Source organism: Embleya sp. NPDC001921 (assembly GCF_053594475.1).
In genome coordinates, this window is record NZ_JBSFEO010000007.1 from 136,487 (window position 1) to 161,692 (window position 25,206).

The window sequence follows — 25,206 nt, forward strand, 5'->3', positions numbered from 1 at the left end:
CACGCGCATTCCGATTGGTCAGGCGTTCGCGGATCCCGCCGGCGGGGCCGGGATCGGGGTCGGCCCGACGGCTGACGGGCCGTCCGCGTGGCGCGCTCGGCCCTTCGGTGGGTGTACCCATTCGGGCCGCCCGAGCCGCCCTGGCGGGAGTGGACCGGCCCGTTCCCGGGGAGAGATAGGACTCGCGCGGCGGAGGCCGGCGATCAGGAATCGACGAGTCGAACGGTGGCACGATGGACGCACGGATGCTCTACACCCAGGTCGTACAGGACCTGACCGCGGGATCCACGAACCGATTCGTGGACCGGGCCGAGGCCGGGCCGGTGGAGGCCGACGCACTGCGTCGGATCGCCGGCGAGGAGTATCGGATCATCCTCAGTGATCGGCGCTCGTTCGCGTTGCTCGCGGCCCGCTTCCCGGAGGCCGCGCCGCTGTTCCTGGCCCTGGCCGGCGGCGAGGGTCGGGCGTTGCAGCTGCTGATGCCGTACGCGGAGGCGGTCGGCCTGACCGCCGCCGATCTGCTCGGGTACGCGCCGAACGCCGCCGCCCAGGGCTACCCGCATCACCTGGCCTGGCTCGCCCAGTTCGGCTCGCGCGCCGAGGTGGCCCTCGCGCTGTTGGCCAACTTCGGCTTCTGGGGCGGCTATTGCGAGCGGTTCGCACGGGCGCTGCGCACCCATCACGAGTTGACCGAGGATCAGGTCGCGTTCTTCGGCTTCTTCGCGGAACTGCCCCCGGGCTTCGAGGACGCCGCGCTGACCCTGTTGCAGACCGGACTGGACGCGGGCGACGACCAGGAGGGCGCCAAGACCGCCGCCCGCCTGATGCAGAGCTACGAACTGGCCTTCTGGGACGCCCTCCCGACGTCCTGACACAACGCGCGCGGCCGGCCGACCGCACCGCGCCCGTGCGCCGCCCTACTTCGACTCGATGAGCCCCGCCCCGGCCGCTCCCTCGGAGAGCACCGCGTCCACCACGCCGGAGTGCGCGGCCTCCAGCAGCGCCCGGGTGTCGGCGGGCGTGCTCGGGTCGGCCAGCGCCTTGTTCACGTCCAGGATGCGAAACGGCGGCCCGGGGTGCGAGTACAGCGGGCGGAACCGCGCATCGGTCACGCTCCACGCGCCCGCCGCGTCCCGGGAGAAGGTGAACAGCCCGGCCGAGCTGTAGTTGCCGCGCGGCTTGTCCGGGAAGTTGGCGAGTTGGTCGCCCATCCCGTAGATCACCCACGTGCCGTTGACCTTCTCGTAGGCCTGCGGCACGTGGTTGTGCGTGCCGATGATCAGGTCGAAGTCCTTGCCGCCGTTGTTCGTCGAAGCGGTCAACTCCCGTGCCAAGGTGCGCTGTTGCTCGTCCGGCTCGCGCTGCCACTCGGTCCCCCAGTGCACGCTCAACAGGACCAGCTCGGCGCCGTCGGCCCGAGCGGCCCGGGCCTGGGCGATCATCCGCTGCTTGTCGATCACGTTGACCGACCACGGCTTGCCCTCGGGCAGCGGAATCCCGTTGGTGTCGTACGTCCAGGACAGGTGCGCGACCTTGACGCCCTTGACGTCCAGGATGGTCGGCGCGGCCTCCTGCTCGCTGCGCGCGCTGCCCGCGTGCCGCACACCCGCCGCGTCCAGCGTGTCCAGCGTGCGCTGGACCCCCTTGAAGCCGCCGTCGAGGGTGTGGTTGGACGCGGTCGAGCAACCGTCGTAGCCGGTGTCCGCGAGCGTGCGGGCGATCTGCGGCGGCGCGGCGAAGATCGGGTAGCCGGTGAACGGCCCCTCGGGCGGGGCGTATGGGGTCTCCATGTGACACAGCGCCAGGTCGGCCTGCTGCACCAGCGGCACCACGTCCGCGAAGATCTTGTGGAAGTCGTTCCCGGAGCCGCCGGCGTCCCGCTCGGACTGGGCGATGATCGTCGGGTAGGCGAGCACGTCGCCCGTGGTGGTCAGGGTGAGGGTCATCGGCTGCCTGCCCGGGGCCGCTGCCGTGGGAGCGGGAGCGGTGGGCGCCGAGGCGGCCGAGTCCTTGCGCGCGCCGTCCTCGGTCCGGCTCGAGTCCCAGACCAGGGTGATCAGCCCTGCCAGCAGACCGAGCGCCACCAGCGCGATCGCGGCGCCGTATCTCTTGCGTGACGTATCCATGGCCGCGTATTCCCCCCAGCCGAGCGCCGCAGCGAAAGAGCCGCCGATTGGCGGAACTCTTCCAGCCCGCTCGTGACCGGCCAACCCCTGATCCGCCCGGCCTTACCCGGGACGTCGAGGGCCGCGGCGCGCGTGGGATCACTCGCCCGTCCGGGTCCACAGGGTGGCCCGGGGGCACCCCGAATCGGCGGCGCATGGCACGGGGGGAGCCATGCGCCGCCTCGCGAGCCGCGCGCGGCCGAATCCCGGGTGGGGACAGGATCGGGGCCTGTCCCGGGGATCTCGGCTGGTCCGCGCCGCCCGGCATGGGCCCTAGCCGCAGGCCTCCAGGTACTTGTGCAGGATCAGCTTCGCCACCGAGGTGTGCGCGCCGATCGGCTCGGCCGCCGTACACCCGGCCTGGGCCGCGACCTCGGCGATCCGACCGGTCTCGACATCGGGACCGAGCACGTGCGGCGCGAGTGCTATCGAGGCCGCGCCCATCTCGCGCAGCCGCTCGGCGGCGACCGACACCGTCTTCGGGTCGCCCAGGTCGGCGGTCATCACCGGCAACGCGAGTCGGGCCGCGAGCAGCACACCGGTCACCTCCGCCGCGGCGACCGCCTCCGGACCACCGTCGGTGACCAGCACGATCCCCTCGGCGGCGGTGGCGACGCTGAACAGACGGGCCCGGTCGGCCCGGGCCAGGCCGGCCTCGGACAACCGCTCGTGCAGTACCTCGGCCAGCAGCGGGTGCGGACCGAGCACGCCGCAGCGCAGGAACTCGCCTTCCGCGGCGGCCAGAACGGCCTCGGTCCGGGCCGCGGCCTCGGCGTCGGGACCGAGCAGGAGCGGGACGACGACCGCCGACGGCGCGCCGCGCAGGACGGCGGCGAGGTCGGTGCCGTCCTCCTCTATCACCACCGGCCGGATGTCGAGTCCGGGCAGATCCGCGCCGGCCAACAACGCGACCTCGCTCACCAGGGCGAGCAGGTCGGCGTTCGCGGGGCCGGGCACGGCGAGAATCAACGGTTTGGCGGCCTCCGGGAGTTCGTGGGAATCGGGCCGACGGTGCCGTCCGCCCTGACGGGGTTGCGGCACCCGGGTGGGCAGACCTGGAGTGCGGGCGGGCAGCGGGGACGCTGCGTCCGAGGAGGAGCTCATGGGACCGAATTTTATGGAATCCGGCCAAAGCCTTCACAGCAGGACGACAAGAGCAACAGGACTGTTACGGCCATGATCACCGGCAGTGCCGTCGGCGGCCCGGATTTCGCCGCTCCGACGGCGGTTGATCCACCGTCGATCGGGGGCCCGCCGCGCTCAGATTCGGGTGGCCAACTGCGGATAGTCCACCACCAATCCCTCCCGGTCCACGAGCAGATCGCTGCGGAAATCACCGGACTCGTAGCGCACCCGAGCCCCCTCGGGTTCCACGCCCAGGTGCGTGTACGTCTGCCAGGACGGCGCCACCACCAACTCCGGCACGGCCACGAAGGCCATCAGGAAGCGGTGCCGGCCGGCCTCCTCGTGCAGCCCGTGACGCAGGATCGGCATCGTGTTGGTGAGCGGACACAGGCCCAGGTCGCAGTCGAGCGCGTCGGCCAGGTCCGGTCTGGGCACGCCGTCCGCCGTCCAGCCGTCGGCGGTGCGCCGCAGGTCCAGCCGTCTGGTCTCGCCCGCACCCTGCGCGACCACCCGCAATCGGGTGGTCACGTAGTCCTGTCCCGTCTCGAGCTGGTAGGTGAGCCGGTACGACCGCGGCGTCGTGCCCAGGGCCTCGCCCCGCGCGGAGAGCCACGACTCCCCCAACTCGACCCACGAGGTCTCCTGCCCGCCGCTCTCGGTCACCTGCCACGTCAGTACGCGCTCATCCGTCACGTGTGCATCGGTACCCCGATTCGGCCGTCCGCACCAACGCTTTTCCGACCCCGGCACGGGCCCGTTCAGCCGGCCGCGGCAGCCGCGGTGGCGAACAGCTCGGGCAGTGTCCCGGCGAACGAAGGGGCCATCCGCGCGGCGATCACCCGGGCCTCCAGGCCCTCACCCAGGTATTCGCGGATGTACTCGGGCATCCGCGCGCGCTGCGCGGCGGCCAACTCCGGTTCGGGCGCGTAGCGCTGGATCCGGTCGTACAGCTCCAGCGCCCGCTCGGCGGGCGTGGCGGCGGTGAACACCCGCTCGGCCAGATCCGGAATCTTCGTCAGCTCGACACGCAGCCGACGCACCTCCTTCGTGTGGATGTCGTCGTGCGGGTACATCCGACGCCATCCGCCGCCCACCGGCCACCGCTCGCGCAGCGCCTCGCCGTCGTCGGCGGCCTCGGCGATCGGGGCCGGACAGTCCGGGAGCGCGGTCAGGTGGCGCGCGGTCGCGGCCGGCAGCGGCGTCCGGGCGTGCGCGGCCTCCAGGGCCGACCAGGCGGCCCGCGGATCCCAGGGCGCGCCGATCAGGAAGCCCCGCGGCACACCCGGGGGGTCCGACCGGGGCGACCGTCGGGCGAGGCCGCTCTCGTACTCGGCCCGCAGCCGCGCGCGGCCGTCGTCGCCGGCCTCGAACATCGCGCGCAGCTTCGCCGCCGGCCCCTCCCGCAGCGGCAGATCCTCGACCAGGCTCGCCGCCGCCGCGACGCCGTGCCGATCCCACAGGGCGAGCAGCGCGCCGAGCAGGACCGCACGATGCACGGGCACCACGAACGGCTCGTGCTGCCGCCTGTTCCCGAAGGTGTCGCGGAACAGCGGGCGCAGCGCCGGCATCCCGCCCCGCTCCCACGTCTGGATACAGGTGGACACACTCGTGTTCGCCTGCCGCACCCGCAACAGCGCGGCCCGCACGAGCGCCGGATCGCCGGACCACACCCCGGGGCGCCGGTAGCGGGTGTTGCCCACCCGAAGCGCCCGCGACCTCGTGTCCGGGTCGAGCGGGACGGTGCCGGCGGCGGCCATGATCCGGTTCCGCTCGCGGTCGCCCACCCTGGGGTTGTTGTAGACGGCCGCGTTCACCTCCGGATCGCCCAGGTCGATCAGCGCGTCGTACGCCTCGGGGCGCACCGATCCCGCGGTGGCCAGCGCGAGCCGCTGCTTCGGCGTCGCGCGGCGCACCACCTCGGTGACGATCGGCCCCGGCAGCAGGGCGCCGAAGTGCACGAGGTCGCGCATCGTGCGTGGGCGCAGGTGCGGCACGAGCGCGGTCAGCAGCTCGGGGCGGGCCGACAACAGCAGTTGGCGCCACTCGGTGGCCACCGTGCGCGGCGGGGCCGGGATCGCCTCGGTGCCGCCCTCGCCGGCGCCGGCCGCCTCGACGAGTTCGGCCACGGTGCCCTGGCAGTCGGGCAGCAGCGCCAACAGCCGGGACCACGCGCGCGGGTCGGCCCCCAGGTGCCGCTCCAGGAGCGCGGTCACCTCGGTGGTCGGCCGCAGGTAGGAGAAGGCGTCGTGCGCGGCGCAGTGTCGGAGGAAGCGCAGCGCCGCGATGGCGGGTCGCGCCTCGGCGAGCACCTCGGTGGTCACCCGGATGTTCGGGTTGCGCGTCGCGGCCAGGATCAGGTCGGCACCGGTGCCGTATCGGATCACCGAGGTGATCAGCGCGGCCGGGAGTCCGCGTGTCTCGCCCAGGTGCGGGGCGTAGGTCCCGCGGACCCGGGCGAACACCTCGCCGTCGGCGTTGTCCAGCGCGGCGAGCAGCGCGAACGCGGAGGCATAGTGCATGTCGGATGCCCTCTCGGGAGTCGTGGCCCACTCGGGGACGAAGCGTGGCGGCACACACGAAGACGTACGGTGGGGCCCGCCGGGGAACGACGGTGGTGGCCCGCCCGGGGGACGAAGGGTAGTGGTCCGCCGGGGGGCGAGCGGTACGGGACGGACGTACGGGTCAGCCGCGGGCGGCACCGGCCGCGGTGGCGACCAGTTCGGCCAGACTTCCCTCGAAGTGCGGGAGCAGGCGCAGGGCGACCGCCGCGAAGGCCGCGCGGTCCGCCGGTTCCACCTGACTGTCGATCAGTTCGCGGAATCCGTCCCGGAGTTCGCAGGCCGTCCGGCTGTCGGGAAGGATCCTCTCGCGCAGCCCGAGCAGTTCCGCGGCCACGGTGGCCCGCTGACCGGTCAGAACCTCGGCGATCGGCAGTCGGCCGGCGGCCAGGTCGCTCGCGATCCGGAACCCGGCGTCGCCGCGCCGCCGCGACCTCGGGTCCCACCACTGGACGGGGGCCGGCCAGGGCCCGCACCGGCTCATCTCCTCCGAGGGCGGGCCGAATTCGATCTCGCGGCGCAACTCGTCCGGACAGCCGTCCTGTTCGGCCAACAGCGCCAACGACCGGGGCGGGAACGCGCTGCGGCGGTGCGCTCGGCCGATCCGCGCCCAATCGGGGGTACTCGTCTCCAGCATCGGCCACTCGAAGGCGGGCACGTACCGGCGCAGGCGCCGGACCAGCGGTGGGTCGCCGATCGACCTGGCGATCCACGCGCGCAGTTCGGTGTCCGCGGCGGGCGATGTCAGCAGTTCCCGACAGCGGTCGGCCAACCGGGGTTCCGGCTCCAGTTCCTCCAGCAGGTCCAGCGCGGCGCGAACTCCGGCGCACTCGTACAGCCGCAGCAGGGCGATCAGCAACAGCGAGCGATAGCGCGGCCTTCGGAACACCCGCGGTCGGGTGCCGTCCCCGCGCGGCGGGAGGGTCCGCAGGTGCGCGCGCAGCCCCTCGATGCCCTTGTCCTGCCAGATGGTCAGGCACTCGGGCAGGGTGATGGTCATCGCTTCGCGGTTGAGCAGCGCGGCGCGCACCAGGAGCGGATCGCCCGACCACAGCGCGGGCAACCGGATCGTGCTCGCCCAGTCGTTGCACACCCGTTCCACCAGACTCGGGTGCAGCGGCGTCGAGGACGCCATGATCCGGGCCCGAATCGCCTGCCCGGTACGCGGGTTGAGGTAGAGCGCCGCGTTCGTCGCCGGGTCCGCCAGGGTGAGCAGCGCGCCGGCCACCTCGGGCCGGGTCCGCCGGGCCCGGGCCAGCGCCAGGCACTGCGCGGGGGTGGCCCGGGCGATCACGTCGGCGAGCACGGCGTCCGGCACCCGGGCGCCGAACCGAAGCAGGTCGCGCACGAGGTACGGAGGCAGCGCGGGCAGGAGTTCGGCCAGGCATGCCGGCGGCGCGAGCAGCAGCAGGTGGCGGAATTCCACCCGCAGTTCGACCGGTACGCGCAGGCCGGGTGCGCCCTCGCCCGCGCCCGCCGCCTCGATCGCCGCGCTCAACGGCCCCGCGAAGGTGGGCAGCGACGCGAGCAGTCGGCCCCACGCCGGTGCCGAACCGCCCAGGTGCCGGGCCATCGATTCGCGGATCCCGCGGGTGGCCTCGGTGTAGGCGCGCGGATTCCCGGGCGCGAGCGCGCGCAGCGCGCGCAGGGTCGGCAGCGCGGGGCCGGTGTACAACTCGGGCAGCGCGCCGCGCGGCAGGCCCAGGTTGCCGGCGATGGCGAACAGCGCGGCGTCGTCGCCCGCTCGCAGCGCGCCGCGCACCACCGAGGGCGGCAGCACCTCGGTATCGCGAAGCGCCGCCGGCATCTCGTCCCGGATCCGTGCGAAGATCATTCCGTCGGCATCGTTCAATTCGGCCAGCAGCGCGATGATGGCGGTCTTCGACACTCGTGCACCCTCCGTGGCGTCCTCACCTGGACGCTACGGGGTCCGGCCGACAACCACTCGGCCGAGGTGCACCCACGCGCCGACGCGCGCGGGTGCGCGCCGCCCGGCCCCGGTCGCCGCCGGCGGCCCCGCGGGCGCACGGGCGATTGTCCAAGTCGAGGATTCCCGTGGGCACATGGCGCGCCGCGCCCGCGTCGGTGATGTCCTCCGCGCCGAAGAACCGGCCTCCGACCGGCGCCGCACCCGGGATCGGTGAGGGCGCGCGCCGCGGGTGACCGATCCCCGAGGGCCCATCCGCGAGTCGGATCTGACGCATGGTCAATTCGACGACTCCGTGGTTCCATCGCGCTGTCGATCACCACCTTCGGAGGTCTCGTGACGGAACGTGTTGCGCTCGTCGTGGGTGCGGCCGATCTCGGCGAGGCGGTCGCGCACCGGCTCGCCGCGGACGGTTGCGAGCCGATCCTGTGCGATCCGGGCGATCCCGGCCCGGCCGCCGCCCGGATCGCGGCGGCGCGCGGCGGGGTGGAGCCGGCGACCATACGTGCTGTGCCGGCGGACCCGGACGAGTTCCGGACCGTCGTCGCGGCGGGCCTGCGCGCGGCCGGACACGACGCGGTGGACGTGCTCGTGTACACGCTGCTGCCGGCCGACGCGTTGTCGCCCCGGCCGTTGGCCACGCTCACCGCGGCCGAGTGGCACCGGCTCGCGGAGGAACCGGTCCGGCACGGCCTGACGGTGCTTCAGGTTGCCCGGGAACTGCTGGCCCCGCGCCGGGGCCGGTTCGTCTTGGTCGTGCCCGCCGTCGCGCTGGAGGGCGCCGCCGATCTGGTAGCGCCGGCCACCGCCGCCGAGGCGCTGCGCGCGCTGGCCAAGTCGGCGGCCCGGCGCTGGGCGGTCGACGGGATCACCGTCAACATCGTCACCCCGGACGTGTTCGCCTACGGCGCGGAGCACTTGCGCGGCACCGACGTGGACCGGGGCGAGGCGGTACTGCCCGGCCCGAGCACCGCGCGGGACGTCGCGGACGCGGTGTCGCTGCTGCTCGCCCCGGCGGCGGCGCGGCTGACCGGGACCACCCTGATCGTCGACGGAGGAGCGCTGATGACGCCGTGACCGAACACGTGGCGTTGGTGACGGGTGCGGCGGCCGGCCTGGGCAGGGGCATCGCGCTGGCCCTGGCGGCGGCCGGTTCCACCGTCGTGGTGACCGCGCGCCGGCTCGCGTCCGCCGCCGAGGTGGTCGAGGAGATCACCGCGCGCGGCGGCACCGGGTGGGCGACCGAGTGCGACGTGACGTCGGCGACATCGGTACGTGCCGCGATCGAGGCGAGCGCGGCCCGGTTCGGTGGGCTGCACGCGGTGGTGCACAACGCGACCTCGCGCCGCTCCAGCGAGCCGGTGGACTTCGAGCGGGCACGTCCCGAACTGTGGCGCGAGCACGCGGACGTCTCGCTCACCGGTTCGTTCACGGTGGCCCACGCGGCCTACCCGCGGCTGTGCGAGACGCGCGGCGCGCTGTTGTTGCTCACCTCGCCCGCCGGCATGCGCGGCAGCGCCAACCTGTCCTTCTACGCGGGCGTCAAGGGCGCGCAGCGCGGCTTCGTCAAGGCGCTGGCCCGCGAATGGGGTCCGAGCGGCGTCCGGGTCAACGGCCTCGCACCGCTGGCCGTGACGCCCGCACTGGCGTCCGCGTTCGAGGCGGACCCGACGATGGAGTCACGGATAGCGGACAAGGTCCCGATGCGCCGGGTCGGCGACCCGGAGACCGACATCGGCGCCCCTGCGGTCTTCCTGTGCGGCCCGGGGTCCCGCTACATCACGGGGCAAACCCTGATCGTCAATGGGGGGCGGGACACCTTCTTGTAGGGCGACTTCGTCGCCGGCTCGCGAGGGGCCGCCTTTTTCTCTCCCCCGCTTCGCTCCTCCGAGAAAAAGGCGGCCCCTCGCTCGTGACTTCGTGTCCCTGCGCTTCGCTCCGGGCCACGAAGTCAGAGTCTGCGGCTCCGCCGCTCTCCGCGCTTCGCGCGTCGATCACTGGGGTCGGCCGAGGTCGTGGGCGCTGACGCGCCGGGCCCCAGCCAGGCTTGGCGGCCCAGGAAAGACCCGCCCCGTATCCGTAGCCGCCGCAGCCAACGGCGGGCAACCACACCGGGGGACGCCGGGCCCGGGCGGGCTCCCCCGCTGCCCCTGAAACCCCAGCCTCCGCACCAAGGGCAACGGGTGGAGCGGGCGGTACACCACCGAAAGCAACCCGAGACGCAACCGCGGCGCACCCGCCGAAACCGTCCCGTACGTAGCACGACCACGCCTGTCCCCACAAGGGAGAACACCGTGTGGTAACCGGCCGATCACGCGTCTAGCCTGTCCGGATCGCCGATCGGAACGAGGGGGCGCCCGTTCCATGTCCAGCACCACGCCCGCACCGACCGCGCCACGCCCGAAGAACCGCCCGAGGCCACGCCCGAAACGGCTGCCACGACCGCCCTCGACCACGCCCGCCCGACTCGTGGCGCTGGCGCTCCTGGTGGTCCTCGCCCTGATCCCCGTGTTCACGCTGTCCGTGCTGATCGCGGACCGCTCCGAGGCGACCACCGCGGACCTGAAGGACCGGCGCATCCCGGGCCTACTGGCCCTGGACCAGGCCGCGTCCGCGCTGACCGAGGCCGACCGGGCGACCGCGACGAGCCTGGTGTCGGGCGCGTTCTCGTTGACCGGGCCGGGACAGGACTACCAGGACGCGGTCAAGCGGGCGAACCAATTCCTCACCCTGGCCACGGATTTGCACCGGAGCGACACGAGCGCGCGGACGCGGCTGACCGGCGTGAACGCGCTCATGGTCGAGTACACGATCATGGTCGGCCTGGCCCAGACCGGCGGCGACGGACCGCTGTCCCTGGCCAACGTGTTCTACGCGTCCGACCTGCGGCGCTCGATCGTGACCAGTCTCTACGAGCAGCGCCGGGCGGACCTGGACGACATCCGCGCGGCTCGCTCGACCTGGTGGGTAGGCGCGTACGTGGCCGTCCCGTTCGGCGCGACCGCGTTCGTGGCGCTGCTGCTCGTCCTGGCCGCACACGCCTATGTGCGTCGGCGCTTCCGGCGCCGGACCAGCCCGCTGCTGCTGCTCGGCGCGGCCGCGTTGGCCGCCCTGATCGCCTGGACCGTGCTGCACGCGCAGACCACGCACGACCGGCTCGCCGAGGGTGCCGGGCGCGGGGTCACCGGGCAGTCCGCGCTGTGGCAGGCGCGTACCGCCGTGCACGAGGTGGTCGGCACCGCGGCGCTGGACATCGCCTCCGGCGGCGTTCCGCGCGCGACCGACGTGAAGGCGGGCCTGACGTTTCGGGATCTGGCCGACCCGTTGCCGTCGGCGGCCGAGATCGACGGCGTCGTAGCCGGTGCGGATCCCAGGTTCGGCGGCCTGATCGCCACCGCCCTGGCCGAGGACCGCTCGACGACGTTGCGCGCGGCGGGTGCTCGCGCGCTGACCGCGCTCACCGCGCTGCGCGACGCCGCGGATCGGGCCCGGGCACAGGCACCGCCCGGTGGCACCCGGGACGGCGGGCCCGGTACCGCGCTGCTGACGGGCCGGGCGTCGGACCGGGTGTCCGGCGCGGCCGACGACGCCGACACGGCGTTGACCGACGCGCTGATCATCGGCCGCGCGGCGGCCGATGAGGCGTTGGCGGAGGCCGCCGACGACGGCGGGCTCGTCCTGGGCGGCCCGGTGGTGTGCGCGGCCGCGCTCGTCCTGACCCTCACGGGCCTGCTGGTCCGTCGTTTCGAGTACGGGAGGCCGCGGTGACCCGAACCGGCGGGCCCAGGTCGGTGTTCGGCGCCCTGCTGCTGCTCGGCGCGGCGCTGGCGCCGGTGGCGTGCGCGGCCGACGATCCGCCCCGGGTGGTGCACGTGCTGGGCACCTGGGAGGGCAGGGAACAACAGGCGTTCGAGGACGTGGTGGCGCCGTTCGAGCGGAAGACCGGCATCGACGTGCGCTTCAAGGGCACCCGCGATGTCGCGGCGGTGCTGGCCGGTCGGGTCGACGAGGGCGATCCGCCGGAGATCGCGGTGCTCAGCTCGCCGGGCGATCTGCTGCACTACGACAAGATGAACAAGCTGACCCCGCTGGACGGGATCCGGCCGGGCTACGCGCCCGAGTGGTTGGCCCCGGGTCGGGTCAACGGTCGGCAGTTGGCGGTGGTGCTCAAGGCCGCGCTCAAGAGCACGATCTGGTTCAATCCCACCAAACTCTCCCGCGCGGGCGAGCCGGTGCCCACCTCGTGGGCGCAACTCCAGGCCACCACCGCCAGGTTGCGCGCCGCCGGGACGACCCCGTGGTGCGTGGGACTGGCCTCCAGCACCACCTCGGGCTGGGCCGGCACCGACTGGATCGAGGACCTCGTGTTGGCCCGCTCGGGCCCGGACATCTACGACGCCTGGGCGCGCGGCCAACTCTCGTGGCAGGCACCGGAGATCCGGGCCGCCTGGCAGAGCTGGGGCGAGTTGCTGAACACCCCGGGCAGCGTCCTGGGCGGGCCGGTCAACGCCCTGCTGACCGGCTTCGACAAGTCGGCCGAGCTGCTCGACGCGCGCGGTGGTTGCGTGTTCGACCACCAGGCCTCGTTCGTGTCCGGCGGCTACGCGGCGCGGACGCCGCCCGGGGCGCGGCGCGACTACGACGTGTTCGCCTTCCCCGGCTTCGACACGCCCTCCCCGCGCGAGGTGGCGGGCGACGTCGCGGCGATGTTCCACGCGACTCCGGCCGCGCGGCAATTGCTCGACTACCTCACCGGTACGCAAGCGCAGGAGCTCTGGGTCCAGTCCGGTACCGCGCTGTCCCCGGACGCCAACGTGTCGCCGGACGCCTACCGCGACGACGTGACCAGACGACTGGGCGTCGCGCTGGCCGGCGCGCCCTCGATCCGCTTCGACGCGTCCGACCTGATGCCGACCACGATGCGCAGCGCGTTCCAACGGGCCGTGTTGGCCTACGTGTCCGCGCCCGCGGACCTCGGGCGGATCCTGGACGACCTCGATCGGGTGCGGGCCACCGCGTACTGACCGGCGCCGGAACCGGCCGTCCCGGCACGGGTGTCGGCCGGGCCGTCGATCGGTGGTGGGGTGGGCGGCTCGAGGCGGTGTGGACACGCCCCGGCACTGCCGGGAAGGGACGACGCGGGCCCGCCCCGGCCGGGCCCGCCTCGTCTCAAGGTGTTCGCCACGCTCCCTGGCGAACACCTGCAATCTTGGCCCCTCAACCGGCTACTCATGCGTATCCGGGGTGAAGTTCTTGATAATTTTACCTTTCCCCGCACAACCATCGAGGTATTTGCCCCGATTTTCGGGGTTCGTTCCAGGCGGAACCTCACTCCTTCAGCGTGTCCTGGGCAATGTCTGCCAAACCGGTTACCAGGGACACGATCCGCGCCCGACGCACACCGGACGGATTCGTCCCGCGACGCAGCGCACCCGCGCAGACGATCGCCAGCTTGATCACCGCGAAGGCTTCCCAGAACGGGATATGACGGATGTTCAGCTCGATTCCGGCGAATCGCCGAGCGGTCTCGGCGTACTCGGTGACCAGTTCGCCGGCCGAGGGCAACCCGGGATTGGCGTCCGGCAGATGTCCCCCGCGTTCGGCGAACAACAACCGGCCGGCCGGACCCCAGTACGCGAGCAGTTGACCGAGATCCGCCGCCGGCGGCCCGAGCGCGGCCATTTCCCAGTCGAGCACCGCCAGCACCCGATCCGGGCGGGCCCGTTCGTACATCACGTTCGCCAGGTTGTAGTCGCCGTGCACGATCCGCTCCGGACCCGCGTCGGGCAACCGCTCGGACAGCACGTCCAGTACTCGGTCGACCACCGGCACCGGATCCGCGCCGGAGGCCGCCCACTGCCGCCGCCAGCGCCGCAACTGGCGTACCGGATACGGCTCGGGCCGCGCGTACGAGGCCAGTCCCACCGCGACCGGATCCACCGCGTGCAGCGCGGCCAGGGTCCGGGCCAGCGCCCGGCCCGCCGCCGCGGCGACGTCCGGGGGCAGCGCGCGCACCGTCTCGGCCCGCGCGTGCACGACCCCGTCCAGCCGGCCCATCAGGTAGAACGGCACCCCGATCACCGCCGGGTCCGAACACGACGCCACCATCGGCGCGACCGGCACCGCGCTGCCCGCCAGCGCGTTCTGGAACCGGTATTCGCGGTCCATGTCGTGCGCGGTGGGCAACCCGCCCCGTACGGGCGGCGTACGCAGCACCAGGTCCGCGTCGCCGCCCCGGACCCGGTAGGTCGGATTCGACGACCCGCCCGCCAGCGGCTCGATCCGCACCTCGACCCCGGGCGCGAGCACACCGCACGCCACCGACCACGCGGTCAGCGCCCGCACGTCCGGTGTCCCGGGCGCCCCGGGGTTCGCCGCCGTCACGGCAGGTCCAGCCAGGTCGCGTAGCGCGCCTCCGCGGCGGCGCGGCGGGTCGGGACGTGCTCGCTCGGCCAGCCCTCCACCGCGGTGTGGCCGCGCAGCGCGAGCTTGGCGACCTGCGCGACGTGCACCTCGTCCGCGCCGTCGGACAACCGGAAGTTGCGCGCGACGCGGTACATCTCCTCCAACGGCAGGTCGGTCGAGTAGCCCAGCGCGCCGTGCACCTGGATCGCCCGGTCCAGCACGTCGTGCAGCACCTTCGCGCCCCAGTACTTGACCTCGGAGACCGCCTGCCGGGCCGCCTTCGGACCCTGGTGGTCCCACGTCCACGCGGCCTTGAGGGTCATCAGCCGCAACGCCTCGATGCCGATCGTGGAGTCGGTCACCATCTGCTGCACGAGTTGGTGCTCGGCCAGCAACCGACCGTGCGAGCGGCGCGACAGGGCCCGCTCGCAGAGCATGTCGAAGGCTCGGCGGCACTGGCCGATCCAGCGCATGGTGTGGTGGATGCGGCCGGCGTTGAGCCGCTTCTGGGCCAGCGTGAACGCGTCGCCGGGAGCGCCGATCAGGTGCGCGTGCGGCACCCGGCAGCCCTCGAACCGGATCTCCGCGTGACCGCCCAGGTGTGCGGTCTCGGCGCCGTCGTAGGGGTGGTGCATGGTGTGCACGTCGCGCACGATCCGCATCCCGGGCGTGTCCCGTTCGACCACGAACATCGACGCCCGGCGGTGCGGTTCGGCCTCGGGGTCGGTGACCGCGAAGACCAGCACGAAGTCCGCGCGGCGCGCGTTGGAGGCGAACCACTTGTGCCCGTCCAGCACCCACTCGTCCCCGTCCCGCACCGCCCGGGTGCGGATCCCGGTCGGATCCGACCCGGCCGTGTGCGGCTCGGTCAGCGAGAACGAACTGGTCAGCCGCCCCGCCAGGAGCGGCCACAACCAGCGCTCCTTCTGCGCGTCGGTCGCGCCCACCGCGAGCAGTTCACCGTTGCCCGAGTCCGGCGCCTGGTTGCCGAAGATCGCCGGGGCGGACGGCGTACGACCGAGGATCTCGTGCATCAGGGCCAGCCGGACCTGGCCGAAACCGCCGCCGCCGAGCGCCGGGTCCAGGTGCGCGGCCCACAGGCCGCGGTCCTTGACCGCCTGCTTGAGCGGGTCGGTGACCGCCCGCCAGTTGTCCGCGCTCATCCGGGCCCGGACCAGGTCGAGCGGTTCGATCTCCTCGACCACCAGCCGGCGCATCCAGTCGAGCTCGGCCGCGACGTCGGGGTCGGTGCTGAAGTCCCATGCCATGATCGGACGTTAACCCGGTTAATTAACAGGGTCAATCATCTGGCGAGGCGGGCGCGGTGTCCTCACTCCTCGTCGAGCGGCCCGCGCAGGTCCGCGACCAACCGCTGCATCCGGTCGGCCAGGTCGTTGAGTTCCTCGGCCGTCCAGCCCGCCAACTGCCGGGCCAGCATCGTGTCGTTGGCGGCCACGAACATCCGGTACGCCTCCCGCCCGCGCTCGGTGGCCTCCAGGAGCGCGACCCGGCCGTCGTCGGGGTCGGTGACCCGGACCGTGTAGCCGCCCTCCTCCAGGATCCGAATCTGCCGGCTCAGCGCGGCGGGTTGGATGTCGGCGCGCTCGGCCAACTCGGTCGGCCGGATCGGCCCGAAGTCGATGATGCGATGCAGCACACCGATCGCGACCAGGCTCAACGGCACGCCGGAGCGCTCCACGTGCAACGCGTCCAGCCGGCGGCTGCTCATCAGTCTGCGGATCGAGCTGATCGCCTCGTTGATCCTGCGTCGGCTCTCCACGTCGGTCATGGGCGCCAGCGTACGGCCGCGCCGCCGGCCACGAACACGCGCCCGACAAGCCGGTCGAACCGGGCCGCCGGCCACACGTTCGAGCCAATCGACGCCGCACCCCTGTCCGGACCGGGCCTTCGTCCCCAACACTGATCATCGTGCATGCCGAGGTGGTCGTCGACGACCCGCGAAACGATTCCGGGGCGCGCGCGTTCGCGCTCACCTCGCCCGAGGCCGCCGTGGTCGTGGCCGCCGCGCAAACCGAGCCGGTGGGCGGGTGCGGGCACGGCATGGACTGGTTCCTGCGCCGGCTGGGCGTCCATCTGCTGGCCCGGTTGACCGACCGCCCGGACCGGGGCATCACCGACTGTCTGGCCGACACCGTCGCCGAGACCGCCGCACTGCACGGGGCCCGCTGCGACCTCGCGCACGAGGCCACCCCGGCCGCCTCGGTGGTCGCCTGTCGGGTGCTCGTGCACGACCTGCAATACCTGGTCCTGGGCCCCGGCGTGGTCGAACTGCGCCACGCCGGTGGCCCGCCCAGCCGGATGACCGGCCCCGACGGCCCCCTCGCGGCGGTCCGGGCCCGCCCGAGCGTCGCCGCCCACGCCGGCACCGGCACCGCCCGCCTGCACACCCTCACCGGCGCCGCGCTGACCGCCGACGCCACCGCCCGGCCGGGCGCCCGGATCACCCTCACCTTCCGACCGGGCACCGCGTACCGCCCGGCCTAGCAGGTGGGGCCCGAGGCACACGGCCCCGAGCCCCGACACCGCCCTACCGCGCCGCTATCCCGCCGCGGGCAGCTTGTACTCGCGCACGGCCGGCACCTCGAACGCGTCCTTGGCCACCACCAGGTTGCCCGGCGCGGCCTTGCTCGGCTTGAGGATGTACGACTTGTAGCTGGCCGGCTTGGCCGGGTCGGAGAAGTCCTGCGCCACGCCGAGCCCGGTGTCCATCTGCTTCTGCTTGCGGTGCGCGGCGATGATCCCGGCGTGCGAGAGGTCCTTGTCGGCACACGCCGCCTTCAGGTCCTCACCGAAGATCTTCATCGCGTTGTATCCGGAGATCACACCCTGATCCAGCGTCCCGTCCGGGTACTTGGCCTTGTAGTCCGCGGCCAGCTTCTTCACCGCCGGTGTGTCGGCCCCGATCGCCGGCGCCGCGCTGACCACGTACAGGAGTTGCTCCAGTGCCCCCGCCGCGGCGCTGGCCATCACCTGGGGGTGGAAGCCCGGCGCGCTGGTGAGCACCGGCACCCGCAAACCGGCCACCGCGCCGAAGCCGACCAGGGTCGCGGTCTGGGTCGGCCCGGCGCTGATCAGGATCGCCTTGACCCCGGCGCCGCGCAACGCGGCGATCTGCGCGGTGAGATCGGTGTCGGTCGCCTTGATCTTCTGCTCGACGATCTGCACGCCGGTCTTGCCGGCCGCGAACTTCGCGCCCGCCAGCGCGTTCTCGCCGTACTCGCCCTCGAAGTAGACGTGCCCGACCTTGTCCCCGGACTTGAGCTGGGCGGCCTGGCCCAGGAAGTCCATCGCGTTGATCATGTCGATGTCGTACGTGGTCCCCACGATCTGGATCTCGCGCCGATTCAGCAGCGTCGCGGCCCACGCCTGCGGGAAGGTGAGGATCTGATCCTGTTTCAGGCTGTCCTGCAACGCGGTGACCACGGCCGAGCCGATCACCTGCGGGAAGCCCGCGACGCCGCCCTTGATCTCGGTGTAGGCGGCCACCGCCTTCTGCACGTCGTAGCTGTGGTCGCGCACCGTCACGGCCAGTTTGCGACCGCAGATCCCGCCCTGCGCGTTGATCTCGTCCACGTACAACTGCTGCGCGTTGACGATGCTCTTGCCCAGCGGCGCGTACGGACCGGACAGGTCGGTCAGCGCGCCGAGCGTGATGGTCGTATCGGTGATCCCTGGTCCGGTCTTGACGCCACCGGACTGCTTGTCCTTCTTGTCGTCGTCACCCTTGGTGCTGCACGCCGTCGCGGCCAGCACGAGCGCCGCGAGCGCCGCCCCCACGCGCACGCCATTCCGGAGCCTCACTGTGTTACCCCTTCGAGCCGGTACGGATGGAGCCCTTGGTACGTCCGAGTCGTGCGGTGCGGCGGCCGGCGGGACCGCCGCCGGGCCGGCCGCGCAGCAGGCCCACCAGGCCGCCGGGCGCGAACAGCAGGACGAGCACGATCGCCGCGCCGTACAGGTAGCGCGCGGCCTCCCCGGGTCCCACCCCGGAGTCCGGGCTGCCCGGCGCCACCACCAGCGGCAGCGTGTCCGCGTACTTGCTCAGCACCTGCGGCAGCATCGTCACGAACACCGCGCCCACCACGGCGCCGCTGACCGAGCCGAGACCGCCGATCACGATCATCGCGAGATAGTCGATGGACAGCGCGAGCCCGAAGTAGTCCGGCACCACGCGGTTGAAGATCATCGCGATCAGCGCGCCGGCCAGACCCGCGTACATCGACGACACCACGAACGCCGCCGAGCGGTAGCGGGCCACCGGAACTCCCATGACGGAGGCGGCGATCTCGCTGTCGCGCACCGCGCCCAGCGCCCGGCCCGGACGTCCGCGCAGCAGATTGTGCGCGGTCCACGCGGCGACCAGGACCAGCACCAACGCGAAGTACCAGAGCCGCTCGAGCTGCCCGAACGGGATGCCGAGCACCTCCAGGCCGTCCGGGTCGCCGTCGGTGAGCGTGAAGCCGCCGAACTCCATCGGGGTCACCGAGCGTCCGTTGAACCCGCCGGTCACCGACTTCGCGTTGAGCATGACGTGGTGTCCGATGAACACCAGCGCCAGCGTGGCCACGCCGAGGTACATCCCGCGCAGCCGGCCGGAGATCGGGCTGAACAGGCCGCCCACGATGCCGGTCAGCAAGACCGCGAGCACGAGCGCGACCAGCGGCGGCAGCCCCGCCCCGCTGAGCTGTTGGATACCGACCTTGCCCGAGTCGCCCGCCAACCACACATAGCCGTAGGCGCCGCACGCCAGGAAGAACGCGTGCCCGAGCGAGAGTTGGCCGGTGGTGCCGGACAGCAGGTTCAGGCCGATCGCGCCGATCGCGGCGGCCATCGCGAACAGGCCGGTCTGCAGCCAGAACGCGGTCACGTAGAACGGCAGCACCAGCAGCACCAGCACCACCGCCGCCAGGACGCCGGGCCGGGCCAGCCGGCGCAGTCCCGAGGCGGCGGTCGAGGCGTGCCGGGTCGGCATCGATTTCGCGGGCCTGGGCACCGTCGGGGACAGGCGGTCAGACACGGGCACGCTCCTTCGAGCCGAGCAGGCCGGTCGGCCGCCAGATCAACACGAGCAGCATCACGACGTACGGGGCGACGTCGCCGAGGTTGGCGCCGAGCCAGGTCATGTCGCTCTGGTAACCGGCCATCAGCGCGGCGGTCAGGCCCACCACGAGGCTGCCCACCAGCGCGCCGGCCGCCGAGTCCATCCCGCCCAGGATCGCCGCCGGGAACGCGGCGAGCGCGATCTGGCCGGTGGAGCGATCCAGGCCGGCCGAGGGGAACGCGGCCAGGAACACCGCCGCGACCGCGGCCAGCGCGCCCGCGACGCACCACGCGATGAGTTGCACGCGGCCCAACCGGATGCCCATCAGCGCGGCGGCCTCGCGGTCCTCGGCGGCCGCGCGCATCGACAGGCCCCACGCGGTGAATCGGAACGCGGCGAAGAACGCGCCGATCAGCACCACCGCCACCACGATGCACGCCAGTCGGGCGTCGGCGACGTGCACGCCGCCCCAGTCGCGCACGCCGGCCTTCCACGGATCACCCGTGCCCAGCACGTCGGAACCGATCCGGCGGGTGAGTTCGGTGGTCAGCAGGATGTCCACGCCGATGGTGAGGATGGTCAGGGTGTGCACCTCGGTACGCCCCAGGCCGCGGATGAACAGCACCTCGACCAGTCCGGCCACCGCGGCCGTCACCAGCACCGCGACCAGCAGCGCGAGGGCGAACCCGAGGTCCTCGTGCAGCTTGGCGACGGTGAACCCGCCGAGCAGCAGCAGCGAAGCGTGGGCGAAGTTGATCACCCCGGACGCCTTGAAGACGACCACGAAACCGAGCGCGATCAGGGCGTACACGGACCCGAGGGCGAAGCCGTTGAGGATGATCTCGGCGAGCTTGGTCATGTCGGGACCTCCCGGTCGGTGGGGTCCGCGGCGACGCCGCCGGCGACCTCGTCGTCGGCCTCCTCGCCGGTCCCCAGGTAGGCGCGGATCACCGCCGGGTCGCGCTGGACGTCGGCCGGCGCGCCGCTCGCGATCCGGCGGCCGAAGTCCAGCACGGTCACCTCGTCGGCGATCCGCATCACCAGGCCCATGTCGTGCTCCACCAGCACGATCGAGATGCCCAGCGACTCACGGATCGAGGCGATCGCGTCGGCGGTCTCGGCCCGCTCCTCGGCGTTCATCCCCGCGACCGGCTCGTCCAGCAGCAGCACCTTGGGCTCCATGCACAACGCGCGGGCCATCTCGACCCGTTTGCGCATGCCGTACGGCAACAGCCCCACCGGCGTGTCGAAGACCGCGCCGAGGTGTATGAACTCGGCGATCTCGCGGGCACGTTCGCGGTGCCGCCGCTGCTCGCGGACGGCCTTGGGCAGCCGCAGCGCGGTGGCCGCGAACCCGGAGTCGGTCAACACGTGTCGGCCGAGCAGCAGGTTGTCCGCGACCGTGCCCTGGGTGAGCACGATGTTCTGGAAGGTACGGGCCAGGCCCAGCGCGGCGATCCGGTGCGGCGGCAGCCTGGTCAGCTCGTGTTCGCCCAGGTGCACGGTGCCGCGGTCGGCCCGATACACCCCGGAGAGCACGTTGAAGCAGGTCGACTTGCCCGCGCCGTTCGGGCCGATCACCGCGTGGATCGTGCCGGGCGCGACGGTGAAGCCGACCGCGTCCAGCGCGACCAGGCCGGCGAAGCGCACGGTGACCGCGCGTACGGTCAACTCGGGCACGTCGAATTCGGGCCCGTCGGCGGTCACGGTCGTGGCGGCGGTCATCCCACCCACCTCCGAAGCGGCTTGCGCGGGGTCGGGCGGGCGGGCGAGGAAGCGGCGTCCGGGGCGGCCGTCTCCTCCTCGCCGAGGTACAGCCGGCGCACCTCGTCGGTGCGCGCGAGGTCGGCGGACGAACCGGCCAGCCGGACCTCGCCGACGTCGAGCACATAGGCCTTCTCGGCGAGATCGAGGGCCACCGTCACGTTCTGCTCGACGAGCAGTACGGCCACGCCCTGTGCGGCGATCTCCCGAATCACGCCCGCGATCCGACCCACCATCCGCGGCGCCAGACCCAGCGACGGCTCGTCCAGCAGCAACAATCGCGGCGAGGCCATCAACGCCCGCCCGATCGCCAACATCTGCTGCTCGCCGCCGGACAACAGTCCGGCGCGTTGCGCGCGCCGCTCGGCCAGCACCGGGAACAGGTCGAAGACCCGCTCGCGATTGCTCCGGATCAGCGTCGAGCCACGCGTGCTCAGTGCCCCGGCCTGGAGGTTCTCGTCCACCGAGAGGTTGGCGAACACCCGCCGCCCCTCCGGCACCTGGACCACGCCGGCGCGCACGATCAGGGCCGGATCACGACCCGCGAGCCGTTCGCCGGCGTAGCGGATGGTGCCTGCGGCGACCGCGCCCCGATGCAGGGCCAGCGTCCCGGAGACGGCCCGGAGCAACGTGCTCTTGCCGGCCCCGTTCGCCCCGAGTACCGCCACCACGCCGCTCGCCGGCACATCGAGCGATATGCCGCGCAGGGCCCGCACCGACCGCCCGTAGACGACCTCGAGCCGCTCGACGAGGAGCGCTCCCGATTCCATCGCACCCCTCCCCCGCTGTTGGAGTGACCGCGATCTCAGCACGGGCCACGGTGGGAGTCCAGATCCCGGCCGCACAACGGGGCAACCGACCAACCCGACGGCAACGCCCTTGTGCAGCGGCACAGAACGGGGTTGGTGCGCGGGCGCGGGGTCGGCGGCGCGGGTAGGCGCGCCGCCCGGTCCACCTTCGCCCGGGCGTGCGTCGGCTGCCGGGTTCAGGTGCTCAGGCGGTGCGCGTCCAGGGCCAGGGCCAGTTCCACCAGGTCGCGCGGCAGGCCGAGTTCACGGCCCGTGAGCTGTTCCAGCCGGCGCAGCCGATTGAGCACGGTGTTGCGGTGGCAGAACAGCCTGCGGCCCGCGCGGACCGCGGAGCCGCCGGAGTCGAGCCAGGCGCCGAGTGTGCCGAGCAGCAGGTCGCGGTCGACCGCGTCCAGCGCCAGGATCGGCCCGAGTACGCGCGCCGCGAGGTCGTGCGCCAGGTCGGGCTGCGAGGCGACCAGCGCGGCGGGCAACCGCTCGTCCAACCGGGCGCACTCACCGTCGGCGGTACAGGTACGCAACGCGATCTCGGCGAGCCGCCGAGCCCGGCCCAGCGCGGCGAGCCCGTCGACGATCGGGCTGATGCCGGCGCGGGAACCGGCCGCCGGGCCGAACGTTTCCGCAATCTCGTCCAACCCCGCCGTGCCCAGCAGAACGACCGCGAACTCCCCCTCCGCGCGGGCCCGCCAGACCACCCGAATCCCGCCCGGCGCGGCCCGCCGAGGCGTGTCGTGCACTCCTGTTCCGGGCAGCGGATGGCGCAGCGCGACCACGGCGTACCGACCGCGTTCCGGCAGATCGAGCACGGCGGCGGCGGCGGCGAGATCGGCCGCCGGCGCCCGGCCGTCCAGGAGGGTGTCCAACAGGGCGTGCACACGCTCGTCATGACGATTCGTCAGTTCGGTCTCGACCCGCCGATAGGCGTCGGCGATCGCACTCGCGTGCCGATCGACGAAGTTCCACACGTCCGTGGCCACGTGCACCAACAGCCGTACCTCGTCCGGCTCCTGCTCCGCGGCGACCTCGACCAGGGTCTGCCACAACAACACGCCGCCGAGCCGATAGGCGTGCAACAGCGCGTCCAGCGGCACCCCTTGCTCGGCCCGCCGACGCGCGAGCCGCCCGGACGCCCATTGGCTGCCCTCCAACTCGCGCGGCCACACGGCGAGCGCGCCCACTCCGACCCGCAACGCCTCGTGCGCACTCTGCCAAAGCTCGTCCGGCGGCACCCCGCCGTCCAGATAGGCGGGTTCGAGCACCTGCAGCTCCGCCACGAGCCGATCCGTCAACTCCGGCAACCGCTGCGGCAACACCCGAGCGGCCCGACGCAGCAATGCGGTATGAGCAGATCTGTCAGACAACTCGGCTCTCCCTTTTTGGGCGACTTCGTCGCCGGCTCGCGAGGCACCACCTTTTTTCTCTCCCCCGCAAGCTCCTCCAAGAAAAAAGGCGGCCCCTCACTCGGGGCTTCGCGTCCCTCCGCTTCGCTCCGGGCCACAAAGCCCAAACCTGCGGCTCCGCCGCTCTCCGCGCTCCGCACGTCGATCACGAAACCCCACCCACATCGTGGGCGCTGACACGCCAATCCGCAGCGCCCTTGTCGGGCGACTTCGTCGCCGGCTCGCGAGACACCACCTTTTTTCTCTCCCCCGCAAGCTCCTCCAAGAAAAAAGGCGGCCCCTCACTCGGGGCTTCATGTCCCTCCGCTTCGCTCCGGGCCACAAAGCCCAAACCTGCGGCTCCGCCGCTCTCCGCGCTCCGCACGTCGATCACGAGGTCTCACCCACATCGTGGGCGCTGACGCGCCATTCCGCAGCCGAACTCGGCGACCCAGGGAAAGCCCGCCTCGTTCTCGCGGCCAACCCACCCACCCGCAGGCGGCCCCACCGGCGCCGGGAAAGCCGGTCCGGCTCCCTCGGCCACCCCCGAACGCCACGCCGCCACCTCGACCCGGCCACCCACACCAGGGCCACAGAGCCAGACCAGGCCCCACACTGCCCCGAAATCCCCACCCACACCGGGGGTCCACGGAGCCGAGGAACCGGCCCCAGCCCCCACGCCCCCTAAAGCCCCGATCCCACCCGACCGCGGCCGGCCACACGGGAGGCCGCGGGGCCGGAGCAGGTCACGCCGCCACGCCTGAAAACCCCAACCTCCGCACCAACCGCAACGGGTGGAGCGGGCGGGCACACAACCCCAAGCAACCCGACCCGCAACCGCAGCACGCCGCGCACACCTCCGGAAAACCACGGGACATGGTCACCGGGCCGGACCGGGCCCACCGGTCACCAAAGAACCGCAACCCTCGAACCCACACGCAACGGGTGGGCGGGTGGGCACCCCTCCCGAGCCGAGCACCTCGCGGGCGCGGCCAAGCAAACCCGAGCCGAGTGAACCCATCAAGGCCACGCGGCCACGAGCATGGCGGCCACGAGCATGGCTACCGGGGCCAAGCGAAGCGCGGAGCGCGCCGTTCCGTGAAGGCGGCCAAGCCCTCCCGGACGTCGGCCGAACCGCGGGATTCGCGCTCCCACGCGGCGAGCCGCGTCGGGTCCGCGGTGTCCGTGGCCAGGAGGTCCTTGGCGGCCCGGATCGTCAGTTGGGAGCGGGACGCGATCGTGCGGGCGAAGCCGTAGACCTTCGTGTCGGCCTCGGTCGGGTCGAAGACGTCGTCCACCAGGCCGACCCGGAGCGCGTGGGCCGCGTCGATCAGTTCGGCCGAGAACAGCAGGTACTTGGCCGTCGAGACGCCCACCAGTCGGGCCAGCCGTGCCGTGGAGCCCGCGTCGTAGACGATCCCGAGCTTGGCCGGCGTCACCCCGAAGCGCGCCGTCGTGTCCGCGAAGCGCAGGTCGCAGGCCGCCGCCAACTGGCATCCGCCGCCCACGCACGGGCCTTGCACGTACGCGATCGTCGGCTTCGCGAACGCCGCCAACGCCTGCTCCGCGGCCGAGTTCAGCGCGTGATAGGCGTCCGCCGCCTCGGCCGTCGCGTAGTGCCCGCGCAGTTCGCGGATGTCGGCCCCCGCCGAGAACACCCCGTCGGTGCCGGTCAGCACCAGCACGCTCACCTCGGGATCGGCCTCCAGCGCCGCCAACGTCCCCGGCAGCGCCTCCCACATCGCGGCGGTCAACGCGCCGCGCGCGTGCGGCCGATCGATGCGCAGCGTCGCCACCTCGCCATCGACCTTGACCACAAGCCCATCGACCCCGGTATCCATCCCGCCGCCCTTTCCTCACCGCCGCACAACCGACGCACATCCGCGGCCACGCTACGGGCCACCCGTCCGCAACCCACCCGGCACCCCGAACCGACCCGTCCACCCGGGCCGGCCAAACCTTCGAGCCCCGGCCGCCGGCCCGGGCCCCGGGTCGACCTGCGGCGATCACCC

General features: G+C 72.8%; 21 protein-coding genes. 6 read left to right on the forward strand and 15 right to left on the reverse strand.

Annotation, left to right across the window (positions count from 1 at the left end; translation table 11 throughout):
• Positions 1-233 precede the first annotated feature (233 nt).
• The gene (locus ACWCPW_RS10700; protein WP_449761203.1) at positions 234-872 is read left to right on the forward strand and encodes a thiaminase II/PqqC family protein; all 639 of its coding nucleotides are present in this window, start codon (positions 234-236) and stop codon (positions 870-872) included.
• 45 nt (positions 873-917) lie between these two features.
• Here the strand turns inward: ACWCPW_RS10700 and ACWCPW_RS10705 are convergent, their stop codons facing one another.
• The 5 genes from ACWCPW_RS10705 to ACWCPW_RS10725 form a co-directional block, all read right to left on the reverse strand.
• Complete coding sequence (locus ACWCPW_RS10705; protein ID WP_449761204.1) at positions 918-2,126, reverse strand: CapA family protein; 1,209 nt, start codon at positions 2,124-2,126, stop codon at positions 918-920.
• A gap of 312 nt (positions 2,127-2,438) precedes the next feature.
• Entirely contained in the window at positions 2,439-3,269 is an 831-nt protein-coding gene (locus ACWCPW_RS10710) for a sirohydrochlorin chelatase (RefSeq protein ID WP_449761205.1), read from the reverse strand.
• A gap of 156 nt (positions 3,270-3,425) precedes the next feature.
• Positions 3,426-3,983, reverse strand: coding sequence for a putative glycolipid-binding domain-containing protein (locus tag ACWCPW_RS10715; protein ID WP_449761206.1), 558 nt, complete (start codon positions 3,981-3,983; stop codon positions 3,426-3,428).
• 65 nt (positions 3,984-4,048) lie between these two features.
• Positions 4,049-5,809, reverse strand: a complete 1,761-nt coding sequence (locus tag ACWCPW_RS10720) for a hypothetical protein (RefSeq protein ID WP_449761207.1) — start codon at positions 5,807-5,809, stop codon at positions 4,049-4,051.
• Positions 5,810-5,972: 163 nt separating this feature from the next.
• A complete protein-coding gene (locus tag ACWCPW_RS10725; protein ID WP_449761208.1) occupies positions 5,973-7,736 on the reverse strand; it encodes a hypothetical protein in 1,764 nt (587 codons plus the stop codon).
• Positions 7,737-8,111: 375 nt separating this feature from the next.
• Between ACWCPW_RS10725 and ACWCPW_RS10730 the strand changes: the two genes are divergently transcribed.
• From ACWCPW_RS10730 to ACWCPW_RS10745, 4 genes are all read left to right on the forward strand, one after another.
• Positions 8,112-8,852 (forward strand): SDR family oxidoreductase, encoded by a 741-nt coding sequence (locus ACWCPW_RS10730; protein ID WP_449761209.1) that lies wholly within the window; start codon positions 8,112-8,114, stop codon positions 8,850-8,852.
• Positions 8,849-9,604: an SDR family NAD(P)-dependent oxidoreductase gene (locus ACWCPW_RS10735; protein WP_449761210.1), complete on the forward strand. Its 756-nt coding sequence runs from the start codon at positions 8,849-8,851 to the stop codon at positions 9,602-9,604. The genes ACWCPW_RS10730 and ACWCPW_RS10735 overlap by 4 nt, the downstream gene beginning before the upstream one ends.
• 535 nt (positions 9,605-10,139) lie before the next feature.
• Positions 10,140-11,543 (forward strand): hypothetical protein, encoded by a 1,404-nt coding sequence (locus tag ACWCPW_RS10740; protein ID WP_449761211.1) that lies wholly within the window; start codon positions 10,140-10,142, stop codon positions 11,541-11,543.
• Complete coding sequence (locus tag ACWCPW_RS10745; RefSeq protein WP_449761212.1) at positions 11,540-12,799, forward strand: ABC transporter substrate-binding protein; 1,260 nt, start codon at positions 11,540-11,542, stop codon at positions 12,797-12,799. Before ACWCPW_RS10740 ends, ACWCPW_RS10745 begins: the two co-directional genes overlap by 4 nt.
• A 304-nt stretch (positions 12,800-13,103) precedes the next feature.
• Here the strand turns inward: ACWCPW_RS10745 and ACWCPW_RS10750 are convergent, their stop codons facing one another.
• The 3 genes from ACWCPW_RS10750 to ACWCPW_RS10760 form a co-directional block, all read right to left on the reverse strand.
• Positions 13,104-14,159, reverse strand: coding sequence for a phosphotransferase family protein (locus ACWCPW_RS10750; RefSeq protein WP_449761213.1), 1,056 nt, complete (start codon positions 14,157-14,159; stop codon positions 13,104-13,106).
• Complete coding sequence (locus tag ACWCPW_RS10755; protein WP_449761214.1) at positions 14,156-15,448, reverse strand: acyl-CoA dehydrogenase family protein; 1,293 nt, start codon at positions 15,446-15,448, stop codon at positions 14,156-14,158. The genes ACWCPW_RS10750 and ACWCPW_RS10755 overlap by 4 nt, the downstream gene beginning before the upstream one ends.
• Before the next feature lie 62 nt (positions 15,449-15,510).
• Entirely contained in the window at positions 15,511-15,969 is a 459-nt protein-coding gene (locus ACWCPW_RS10760) for a MarR family winged helix-turn-helix transcriptional regulator (protein WP_449761215.1), read from the reverse strand.
• A 140-nt stretch (positions 15,970-16,109) separates the two neighbouring features.
• Between ACWCPW_RS10760 and ACWCPW_RS10765 the strand changes: the two genes are divergently transcribed.
• The gene (locus ACWCPW_RS10765) at positions 16,110-16,685 is read left to right on the forward strand and encodes a hypothetical protein (RefSeq protein ID WP_449761216.1); all 576 of its coding nucleotides are present in this window, start codon (positions 16,110-16,112) and stop codon (positions 16,683-16,685) included.
• Positions 16,686-16,739: 54 nt separating this feature from the next.
• Here ACWCPW_RS10765 and ACWCPW_RS10770 read toward each other — a convergent pair whose 3' ends face one another.
• The 7 genes from ACWCPW_RS10770 to ACWCPW_RS10800 form a co-directional block, all read right to left on the reverse strand.
• Positions 16,740-18,002, reverse strand: coding sequence for an ABC transporter substrate-binding protein (locus ACWCPW_RS10770; RefSeq protein ID WP_449761217.1), 1,263 nt, complete (start codon positions 18,000-18,002; stop codon positions 16,740-16,742).
• A gap of 4 nt (positions 18,003-18,006) precedes the next feature.
• On the reverse strand, positions 18,007-19,173 hold the full coding sequence (locus ACWCPW_RS10775) for a branched-chain amino acid ABC transporter permease (protein ID WP_449761341.1): 1,167 nt from the start codon (positions 19,171-19,173) through the stop codon (positions 18,007-18,009).
• Between the two features lie 37 nt (positions 19,174-19,210).
• Positions 19,211-20,101: a branched-chain amino acid ABC transporter permease gene (locus ACWCPW_RS10780; RefSeq protein WP_395866156.1), complete on the reverse strand. Its 891-nt coding sequence runs from the start codon at positions 20,099-20,101 to the stop codon at positions 19,211-19,213.
• Positions 20,098-20,967, reverse strand: a complete 870-nt coding sequence (locus ACWCPW_RS10785; protein WP_449761218.1) for an ABC transporter ATP-binding protein — start codon at positions 20,965-20,967, stop codon at positions 20,098-20,100. The genes ACWCPW_RS10780 and ACWCPW_RS10785 overlap by 4 nt, the downstream gene beginning before the upstream one ends.
• On the reverse strand, positions 20,964-21,776 hold the full coding sequence (locus ACWCPW_RS10790; protein WP_449761219.1) for an ABC transporter ATP-binding protein: 813 nt from the start codon (positions 21,774-21,776) through the stop codon (positions 20,964-20,966). Before ACWCPW_RS10790 ends, ACWCPW_RS10785 begins: the two co-directional genes overlap by 4 nt.
• Before the next feature lie 215 nt (positions 21,777-21,991).
• On the reverse strand, positions 21,992-23,176 hold the full coding sequence (locus tag ACWCPW_RS10795; protein ID WP_449761220.1) for a PucR family transcriptional regulator: 1,185 nt from the start codon (positions 23,174-23,176) through the stop codon (positions 21,992-21,994).
• A 1,079-nt stretch (positions 23,177-24,255) separates the two neighbouring features.
• Positions 24,256-25,035 (reverse strand): enoyl-CoA hydratase/isomerase family protein, encoded by a 780-nt coding sequence (locus ACWCPW_RS10800; protein WP_449761221.1) that lies wholly within the window; start codon positions 25,033-25,035, stop codon positions 24,256-24,258.
• Positions 25,036-25,206: the final 171 nt, after the last annotated feature.